At 65.0% G+C, this 9897-nt stretch carries 8 protein-coding genes; 2 read left to right on the plus strand and 6 right to left on the minus strand.

All coding sequences use genetic code 11. From position 1 onward, the window contains the following. From ONA70_RS31305 to ONA70_RS31325, 5 genes are all read right to left on the minus strand, one after another. The coding region (locus tag ONA70_RS31305) for a hypothetical protein (protein WP_265010095.1) at positions 1 to 1529 on the minus strand (1529 nt) is incomplete at its 3' end. Positions 1530 to 1927: 398 nt separating this feature from the next. Continuing rightward, positions 1928 to 3181 (minus strand): Gfo/Idh/MocA family protein, encoded by a 1254-nt coding sequence (locus ONA70_RS31310; protein WP_265010096.1) that lies wholly within the window; start codon positions 3179 to 3181, stop codon positions 1928 to 1930. 53 nt (positions 3182 to 3234) lie between these two features. Next, complete coding sequence (locus ONA70_RS31315) at positions 3235 to 4086, minus strand: carbohydrate ABC transporter permease (RefSeq protein WP_265010097.1); 852 nt, start codon at positions 4084 to 4086, stop codon at positions 3235 to 3237. Then, positions 4079 to 4924, minus strand: a complete 846-nt coding sequence (locus ONA70_RS31320; protein ID WP_265010098.1) for a carbohydrate ABC transporter permease — start codon at positions 4922 to 4924, stop codon at positions 4079 to 4081. The genes ONA70_RS31315 and ONA70_RS31320 overlap by 8 nt, the downstream gene beginning before the upstream one ends. 125 nt (positions 4925 to 5049) lie before the next feature. Continuing rightward, entirely contained in the window at positions 5050 to 6351 is a 1302-nt protein-coding gene (locus tag ONA70_RS31325) for an ABC transporter substrate-binding protein (RefSeq protein ID WP_265010099.1), read from the minus strand. A 319-nt stretch (positions 6352 to 6670) separates the two neighbouring features. On the opposite strand from ONA70_RS31325, the gene ONA70_RS31330 reads away from it, so the two are divergent. Further along, positions 6671 to 7432 carry a FadR/GntR family transcriptional regulator gene (locus ONA70_RS31330; RefSeq protein ID WP_265010100.1) on the plus strand — a complete coding sequence of 254 codons (762 nt, stop codon included), beginning with the start codon at positions 6671 to 6673 and terminating at the stop codon, positions 7430 to 7432. A gap of 45 nt (positions 7433 to 7477) precedes the next feature. Beyond that, the gene (locus ONA70_RS31335) at positions 7478 to 8509 is read left to right on the plus strand and encodes an enolase C-terminal domain-like protein (RefSeq protein ID WP_265010101.1); all 1032 of its coding nucleotides are present in this window, start codon (positions 7478 to 7480) and stop codon (positions 8507 to 8509) included. Between the two features lie 574 nt (positions 8510 to 9083). On the opposite strand, the gene ONA70_RS31345 is transcribed toward ONA70_RS31335, so the two are convergent. After that, positions 9084 to 9897: polysaccharide lyase family protein (locus tag ONA70_RS31345; RefSeq protein ID WP_265010102.1), on the minus strand; the 814-nt coding region annotated here is incomplete at its 5' end.

A 9897-nucleotide genomic window follows, 5' to 3' on the forward strand; every position in this document is an offset into this window, starting at 1 on the left:
AAGTCATAGTCGCCCGGTTTGGTGTTGACGCTGATGATGCCCTTGGTGCTGTTAAGCTCAGCCTTCCCGTCGACCAGTCCATCCGCGATGGTGCCGTCGGTGTTCAGTTCCAGGCCATCAGGCAACCTGCCGTCGACGATCTTCCACGTGTAACCTGGCGCGCCGCCGCTGGCCATGAACTGGAAGGCCGAAGCACTGACGCCATACTTGTTGGTGGTTACCGACTTGTTCCAGACGTACGGCCATTCCTTGTATCCGGTCGGCATGTTGTTCTTCGGGAGCGGGGCTTTGATCGCGTCGTCGGTCGACAGGCCTTGTGAAACGATCTCCAAGGATTGGGACGGCCCGGTAACCGAATTCGTCAGACCGCTTATCTTGTTGCCGTACTGATCTGCCACTCTCCCGTAGAACCCAAGATAGGCCACATGTTGATCCAGGGCGACCGGCACACCGTTTGAATTCACGTCCTCCGTGTACGTGTGCTTGATCTGGATCATCAGCTTGTTCCAGCCCTGGTGCAACTGGACTGCTTGCCTTGTCAGGTCCTTCTGCACTTCTACAGGTGTGGTCGGAGGCGTCATACACCGGTCGTTCACATAAATTCGGTACGACCCGCTGGCCCCGACGTTGAAATAGGCCTGCTGCTCTGCCGGGCTGTGGACGTACGTGTGTGCGTACACGTACTTGTTTCTCGTGTCGACGCCCTTCTTGACCGCATAGTATCCGTAGAGATCCTGATAATCGTCGTAGTTTCGATTATAGATGCGGTCGTCGAAGTATTCCCATTCCCGACCTTCGCCACCGAAGCTCAACGGCTCGCCGATCTTTGGGACAATCTCTGTCTTCCCGTCGACCGGCACCGGCCTGTCATACACCTCTATTTCTGAAATTCCGGTGATCGACGGGTACGGAACACGCCCCTTGTCGATCTCAACCTTCAGCTCGAGCACATTCTTCAACCCGGACTGCATGGAATGCACAGTGGGCTCGGACGGGCTGGCCGAGGTGCTGTCAACCCTTCCAGATTCTACTTTGCTTCCGTCCTCGAGGGTGAATGTGAGATGATACCAATTGTTGACGTGCCGTGAGTCGCCCCACTGCGCGATTCGCACCTCGTTGATGGGGATGGGCTCACTCCATCTGAGGTTCACCCATGGGCTGGAATCGTTTTGCGTCACCCACTGGTTCCTGGTGCTTCCATCGACCAGATATGAAACGGGATTCGCGGCAAGAGTCGATGATGACGCTGTAATCTCTGATGCCCGGGGCGCGGAATTTACGAGCTCGCCGACTTCGCATTCATATGTCTTGTCGACCACGGGCGAATCGAACGGACCCGACACCAGCCACGAGTTGATGAACGGAGCGTCTCCCGCCGCCTGCTGTGCGTATGCCGTCGTGGGTGGGTCGAACAGCAATGATGTGCCGATCATTGCGGCGATACCCAACAGCGACGTGATCTTTCTGGGCCTTTTTCTCACTATCAACTCCTTCTTCTGCCGGCGACTCTCCGTTGAGTCGTTGCTCACGGAATTCGACGTATGCCGAACCCGTTATGAACCATCAATGGGCCGCTGGATGTAGCGATCGTGATGCCGTCCGCGGTGAGACTGGCGGCCGGCGGCGTCACGTCGCACGTGGACGGCTGGTAGGCGGCGGTACGGATCCGGGCACAGTGCGAATCCGCGCCTGCTGGTGTCTGCCTGCGCACCACCACCGCCGTCCGACTGCTGTCAGTCGCCGGCGGGCACTGGTCAGCGGAGGAGAGTCATTCGACGCGACCCACCGTGACGTGGCGTTGCCGAAGGTGTTCGCCGCCGGGCTGACTGACAGCGTGACGGCCCTCGCCAGCACAGCACACGTCTGAACCTGACCACCTGGTATTCCGATCTCGGACCTCGTACCAGGGCCGGCCAGTCCGGTTGACCTACATCCTGGTGAAATCGCCGACCTGCGCCGTAGGTTCCTTACCGTTCGCCGGGGTCTGGGCCGGGGGTGGGGGACTGGTGCTTTCGGTCTGGCCGTTTTCGAAGTACGCGGCTACGGCGGGATCGACCGGAGAGACGTCGACGACTCGACCGCCCTCCCGGAGGGAGGTGGAGGCCGCGTGTCCCGCCGCGACCGCCTCACGTGCCGCGACCGGGGAGGTGATGGTGGCGCCGCCTTCGCGGATGAACTGCACGAATTCCTGTACCAGCAGTGGGTCGGCGCCGCCGTGGGTGCCCTGCGGGGTGTGGACGGGCAGCGTGATGTCCGCGTCCGCCCGGTAGTCCGAGCGGCGGTTCCAGACCTTGATGACCGCCCCTTCGCCGTCGCCGAAGTTTTCCAGCCGTCCTTCGGTCCCGATGACGGTGTAGTTGCGCCAGTAGTCCGGGGTGAAATGGCACTGCTGGTAGCTGGCGAAGACGCCGTTGTCCAGCTGCATGTGCATCATGCTGAGGTCCTCGACATCGATGACCGGGTTCAGGTCGCGCTGGCTGAGCGGCGGCCAGTTGTCCGGAGAGATCCAGTCCGTCATCCGTTCTCCGGCCCGGTCTCGGCGCGAGGTGATGTCCCCGTAGACGACCAGGCCGCCCATGGCGTTCACCCGCCGGGTGTAGCCCTGGCTGAGCCAGTGGATGACGTCGATGTCGTGGGCGCCCTTCTGCAACAGGAGGCTGGTGGTGTTACGCCGGTCGGCGTGCCAGTCCTTGAAGTAGAAGTCTCCGCCGTGACCGACGAAGTGCCGGCACCAGATCGCCTTGACCTGACCGATCGCCCCCTTGACGATCAGGTCGCGCATGGCGACGACGACGGGCATGTGCCGCATGTTGTGCCCGACGTACAGCCGAGTGCCATGGGTACGGGCGGCCGCCAGGAGCCGGTCACACCCCTCCGCGGTGATCGCGAGGGGTTTCTCCATGAAGACCGGGATCCCGGCCCGGAGGAAGTCCAGACCGATCGACTCGTGGGTGTGGTCCGGCGTCAGCACCAACACGCCGTCGAGGTCGGCGTGGAGGAGTTCCCGATGGTCGGACGCCGTGACCAGATCGGAGCCGAAGCGGTCGCGGGCTCTGGACAGCGCCGCCGGGTCCCGGTCGCAGCAGGCGACCACCCGTGAGCCCATTCCCGGCCGGTGCGCGAGGCCGGCGAGATCACTGCGTACGCCGAGGCCGACCACGCCGAGCCTGATGTCGTGCATTCCAGGGTCCTTCCGTTTTTCGATGGTCACGTCAAGTGCTCGGAACGCGCCGTCTAGCCTTTGCTGCCGGTGAAGGCGATGCCCTGGATGAAGTGCCGCTGCAGGAGGATGAAAGCAACGATCATCGGGGCGGTCGCCAGGGCCGAACCCGCCATGAGGATCGAGTAGTCGGTGAAGTGCTCGCCCTGCAGCGTGGCCAGGCCGGCCGAGAGTGGCATCTTGGCCGGGTCGGTGGTGACGACGAGCGGATACATGAGGTCGTTCCACGACCAGAGCGCCGTGAGGATCGTCAGGGCCAGCAGGCCGGGTCGGGCCAGGGGAAGCGCGACGTGCCAGAACACCTGCAGCGGGTTGGCGCCGTCCAGGCGGGCCGCCTCCTCCATGTCGCGCGGCAACGCGAGGAAGAACTGCCGGAGCAGGAAGGTGCCGAACGCGCTGAACATTCCCGGCACGATCAGGCCTGGCAGGGTGTTTACCCAGCCGAGGTTCTGGACGATGACGTACTGCGGGATCAGGAACAGTTGGCTCGGTACCATCAGCACCGACAGAAACAGGCCGAACAGCAGGTTGTTGCCGCGAAAACGCAGGCGGGCGAACGCATACGCCGCCAGGGAGCAGAACACCAGCTGGGCCAGGGTCCGTCCGGCCGTCATGAGCACCGTGTTGCGGAACATGTCGCCGAGGGGCAGCACCTCGAAGACATGGCTGTAGTTGGACCACTGCCAGCGGCGCGGCAGGAACGTCGGCGGCACGCGGGTCGTCTCGCTGAACGTCTTCAACGACGTGAGCAGTTGCCAGACGAACGGTCCGACCATCACGACCGCGCCGACGATGAGCACGACATGGGTCGCCACCCTGCCCGCGTGGCGCATCGGGCGCCGGCCGGGCATCGTGCCGTCAGCCATAGTGCACCCACCTCTTCTGGAGCCGGAACTGGATGAACGTCATCACGAGGATGAACCCGAGCAGGACGAAGGCGATCGCCGCGCCGAAGCCGAGGTCGTGTTCGACGAAGGCCTTCTGGTAGAAGAGGTAGGCGATGGTGCGGACCCGCGGCAACGCCGGGTTTCCGCTGGCCCCGCTCGGTGTGCTCATCATCATGTAGGCGAGGTCGAACATCTGCAGCGAGTTGATCATGGTGAGGATGGTCGCGAAGAAGATGCTCGGACTGAGCAGGGGCACGGTGATCCGGAGGAACGTCCGGGCCGCACCGGAGCCGTCGATCGCGGCGGCCTCGTAGTACTCAGCCGGGATGCCCTGGAGGCCGGCGAGGAAGATGACCAGGTTGTAGCCGAGCGACATCCAGATGCCGATCGCCGCCACCGCGTACAGAGCGACGGACGGGTCGGCGGCCCAGTGCATCCCGCGTACCCCCACCATGGAGAGCAGGTAGTTGATGACGCCGTAGTCTCCGTTGTACATCCACCGCCACAGCATCGCGACGGCGACCGGCATGGTGACCACGGGCAGGAAGTACAACGCCCGGTAGATCGAGCGCCCCCGCAGCCCGCGTTGGTTCAGCAGCGTCGCGAACAGGACCGCGAGCGGGATTCCGGCCAGCTGGATGGCGGTGTAGACCAGGGTGTTGACGACGGCCTGAACAACCGACGGTTCGTCCACCAGAGCGTGGTAGTTCGCCGTCCCGATCCAGGTCTGCCCGCCGAAGGGTCCCGACTTGGTGAAGCTGTAGTAGAACATCTGGGCGATCGGCCAGAGGTAGAAGACCGCGAGGCCGATCGTCATGGGCGCGATCATGAGGTACGCCCACCCCTGCTCGGACCCCCCAGGGGGGCGGCGCCGGATGGCGCGCCCCCCTGGTTTGCTCCCGGAGTCTCGTGCCGGTGCGGCCAGGGTGTCCGCCGCCGACATCACTGTTCCTTCTGCAGCGCCGCGTTCATCATCGCCGCCAACTCCTTGGCGGCGACTGCGATGTCCTTCTCCCCGGACCAGGCCGGCCCCAGGATCTCGGCCTCCTTGGACTGCCACGCGCTGGTGTTCTTCGACACCGGGTACGGCACCGCGTAGGCGAGCTCGTCCAGGTACGACTGCAGGTGGTACTGGGGCATGGACTTGACCCAGGTTTCCTGGGTGCCGGTGAAGGCGGGGATGACGGTGCCCGTGTTCGCCTGGATGTCGGCGGCTTCCTTCGAGCCCAGGAACGCGAGGAACTTCATCGCCTCCTTCGGGTGTTTGGTCTTCGCGTACGCGACGTTGGCCAGGCCGTGGATCACCACGGCCTGCTTCTGCCCCTTCGGCAGGACGGTGACGTCGATGTCGTTCTTGATGTTGTCGTCCTTCGCGAACGCGACCGCGTCCCAGGAGCCCGCGTAGTACATGGCGAGCTTGCCGGACTGGAACGTCTGGGCGGGGAAGGTGTCCGTCATCGACTTCAGGGAGGGGGAGGCCTTGGCTTTCATCAGGTCGGTCCAGAACCGTAACCCTTCGATGGCGGCTGGCTGGTCGTAGCCTGAGGTTTTCCCGTCGGGGGAGATGACGTATCCGCCGGCCTGGAAGATGGTGTTGTAGTAGTTCTCCTGGCCGAACGGCGGGGCCGCGATCCCGTAGATTCCCTTGGACTCATTGGTCAGCTTGCGTGCGGCGTCGGCCACGTTCTGCCAGGTCCAGGTCTCGTCCGGGTATTTGACCCCGGCGGCGTCGAAGAGCTTCTTGTTGTACCAGAGGCCGATGGTGTCGAAGTCCTTCGGGATGCCGTACTGCTTGCCCTCATAGCTGTAGATGCGGGTCAGCGCCTCCGGGTAGTTGGCAAGGTCGACCCCGTTGCTCTTGAGTTCGTCCGACAACGGCAGCAGCACCCCGTTGGAGGCGTAGAACTGGGCGTTCGGACCGTTCATCCAGAACACGTCCGGCGCGCTGCCGGCGGTCGCGTCGGCCTGCATCTTCGTCCAGAACTCCGCGCTCGGCGTGAGCTGGATGGTGACCTTGATGTTCGGATTCGCCGCCTGGAACTTGTCGATGATCTGCTGCATGGCCGGCTGCTGGTTCTTGTCCCAGATGCGGTAGCTGAGTTCGACCTTCTCGTTGCCGGGTGAATCCCCGCTGCCGCAGGCCGTCGCGCTGAGCAACAGGCCCATGCCTACGGCCGCGATCACCGACCTCCGGCGCACCCCGCCAGGCGTCGGGTCCGACCAGGCGACTGTCTTATTGCGCATACAAGCACCTCTTCCGGTCTCAGGCTTCCACACGATGTATCAGATTCTTTGACAACCACCTGGGGATGCGTCACCCCCGCGTGCTGGCGTCTGGGCATCGGCCAACGCCGCCTCGGGAGCGCTCGACGAGCACGTTGCTGGTGGTGGGGTGTGTCATCTCGAGTGGCACGAGTATGGATGCGGGGTCGTATTGCGTCAACCCCTGTAGATCTGATGTACTGAGCGGACCGGGCTCGATAGATCGGAAGCATCGAGTTCGTAGGGTGTCCGCGGCGGGTTCGCCCCCGGCACCAGCGGCCAGTAGGGGAATGGGGGAGCGGTGGCGCGGTCAGACCCGTCGTCACCCGTTGCGCAGCCATCGAGTGCGGCGGGTAACTATCGACCTGGATACGAGATCGCTGCGGAGCGGATCCTCGAGTACATCGTCCAAGAACGCCTCCAGCCCGGTGCTCGCCTCCCGACGGAGAAGGACCTGGCGGGAGCCGTGCAGATGAGCCGGACGGTCGTCAGGGAAGCACTCAAGATCCTCTCCGCTCTCGGGCGGATCTCCGTGCAGAAGGGTCGCGGCATCTATGTCGCCGAGCCGGACGGTGCCCTGTGGCGGGAGTCGTTCTCCCACTTCCTACCGGCCGATCTGAAGCAGGTGGACGAGATGTTCGAGTTCCGTCGTTTCGCAGAGATCACCACCTCACGTATGGCGGCGCAGCGGGCCACCCCGACGCAGGTGAAGGCGCTGCGCGAAGCGGCACAGCAGACGGCGGATGCGGCAGAACGCAACGACATCGAAGCGTTCAGCCGGGCCGACGAGATGTTCCATGGCGCGGTTGGCGTCGCGGCGTCGAACATGTTCTTCTCCGCAAGCGTCGACGCCGTGCAACGGCTCCAGCGGCAGGTCAATGTCATCGGGCTGGCGGGAGTCGCGGGCGGCTCAACCGTGGTGGCCGCGAGGCAGCACCTGGCGATCGCCACGGCGATCGCAGGGGGTGACGAGGAACAGGCCGCGATGTTGATGGCCGAGCACATCGACATGACGTCGCAGCAGTTCAAGCAGGAGATCCGCCACCGCCTCTTCCCCCTCTGACTATGCCTCCTGGCGGGCACCGCTCTTCCCGATGCGAAGGACAGCATGCGAATCACTGACGTGACCTTGGACCTGGTGGATCTGCCGGCCCAGCCGCCCTTTCGATGGCGCGCCGGACTGCCCGGCTCGGAGGGGCTGGCAGTCGGCGGCATCCTGCGTATCCACACCGACGAGGGCGAGACCGGCGAAGCGCACACGCGACGCGGACTCATCGTGGCCGACCTGGTGAAGCGCCGTATCCGTGACGACCTGATCGGCCGCGATCCGCTGTGGCGGGAACTCCTGTGGCATCGCCTGTGGGAGCTGGACCGGATCGAGGAGCTTCCGATATATGCGCTGGGGCTGGTCGACATCGCGCTGTGGGACCTGGCCGGGAAGGCAGCCGGTCTTCCCGTTCATCAACTGCTCGGCACCTACCGTGACGCCATTCCCGCTTACGCCAGCACGGTGACCTTCTCCAGTGTGGAGGAGTACCTCGACGTCGCCGACCAGTGCCTGGAGGCGGGCTACCCCGCGATCAAGCTCCACGCCTGGGGCGACGCCCGCGCGGACGCGGAGCTGTGCCAGAAGCTGCGGGCACACGTCGGCGACGCGGTCCCTCTGATGTACGACGGCTCCGCGGGCTTCGACCTCACCGATGCCGTCTACGTCGGGCGGGCGCTGTCGGAGGCGGGCTACACCTGGTACGAGGAACCGATGCGTGAGTTCAGCGTGACTGCGTATCGGCGGCTCGCCGAACGGGTCGACGTTCCCTTGCTGGTCGCCGAGACCTCCGACGGCGCGCACATGAATGTCGCGGACTTCATCGTCGCCGGCGCGGCTGGCTACGTGCGGACCAGCGCGCAGTACAAGGGCGGCATCACCGGCGCTATGCGGATCGCGCACCTCGCCGACAGCTTCCAGCTCCGCGCCGAAGTCCATGGAACAGGCATCGTCAACGCACACCTGTGCATGGCCATTCCCAACACCTCGTACTACGAGTCCCTCATCTACAGCAATCCGGTGGTCCGTGAGGCGGCGGTCGGCCCGGACGGGATGGTGCGAGCGCCGGCCGCGCCTGGCATCGGATACGAGTGAGTGGCCCGTCCACGAGCGATACGCCGTCGGTCTGCGGCGCGGAACCATCCCTTGTACGGCGACACGTGCAGGGGGATGGGCAGCTTTGGAGGTCAGTCACGAGCTGGCGGAGACCAACAGAGGTTCGGGGCGTACGCCTTCCGACATGCCGGGACCCGCGGCCACGCCGACCCCGATCGACGTGGATGCGTCCGGCCGTTACGTGAGGGTGTGGCGTGGTGAGCAGTCGCCGTGGATCGCGCCGGCTGGCATCCCCTTGGCCGTGTCGCTGACCGGAGGCAACCGAACTGCTCTCGCTGATCGACAAGATCCCGCCGGTACGAGGCCGGCGTGGCCCCGATCAGGTGTTCGCCGACCGCGCGTACGACCACGACAAGTACCGCAGGTCCGTACGCGCCAAGGCATCCGTCCACGGATCGCTCGCCGAGGTCAGCCCTGACGGCTCCGGCCTGGGCCTGTTCCGGTGGGTGGTAGGGCCGACATCTATCTCCGGGCAGAAGCTCGGCCGAACGCGGCTGCCGACGTTGGTCGGCAGCCGCGTTCGGCGGAGGAAAGGGCATTCAGTTGTTGTTGTTCAGCTCACGGGGAGTTGTCGTACGCCGAGTCCGTCGTAGACCATCCACGATCCGCTGCTGGTGGTGATGGTGATCGTGTTGTCGCCTGCCTTGAGGTTGGCGGCGGGCAGGGCCACGTTCACCGTGGACGGTTTGATGCCGTCGGCCCACCGGTGGCCCCGGCCGGCGCCGGCCGGGGTCTGGACGGTGCCCACGGTCGTGGCGTTGAGCCCGACCTGGAGCATGGGCGGGGCGGCGTCGTGGGAGTCGTACAGCCAGGCGGTGAACGTCAGGTCAGCGCTCGGCGCTTCGGGGAGGTTGAAGGTCAGCCGGAACGTGTGTGGCTTGCCCCCCGCCCAGGTGTCGGCCGGGCCGGGCTGGATGTAACTCCAGGTGGTGGCCGGGTCACTCACGCCCGCGGTGAAGTTGATGTCGTTGGGGAACGTCGTTGGGTAGGCGCTGTATCGGTCCGGGCTCAACGCGAACTCCCGGGTGCTGGCGTCGGCTTTGCCGACCACCGCCACCGGCTTGCTGACAACGGCCGGCAGGGTGTGGCTCACCGTGGCGAACTCACCCTTCGCAGACACCGTGACCGTGGCCTTGCCGAACGCATCCACAGCCGGGGTGACCGACAGCGTGACGGTCTTGGACTCGCCGGCACCGAGCGTGACCGACTGCGGCTCGCCGGCTGTCCACCCGGACGGAACGTCCGCCCGCACCGTCGTGGTCGTGGTGGCGGTCAGGTTACTGGTGACCGTGACCGTGACCGGCGCGGCCTGCCCCGCGACCAGATCCAGGCTCGCCGAACTCGTGGTGATGTCGACGGGGTTGACA

This window comes from Micromonospora yasonensis (assembly GCF_026013475.1).
Lineage (GTDB): Bacteria > Actinomycetota > Actinomycetes > Mycobacteriales > Micromonosporaceae > Micromonospora > Micromonospora yasonensis.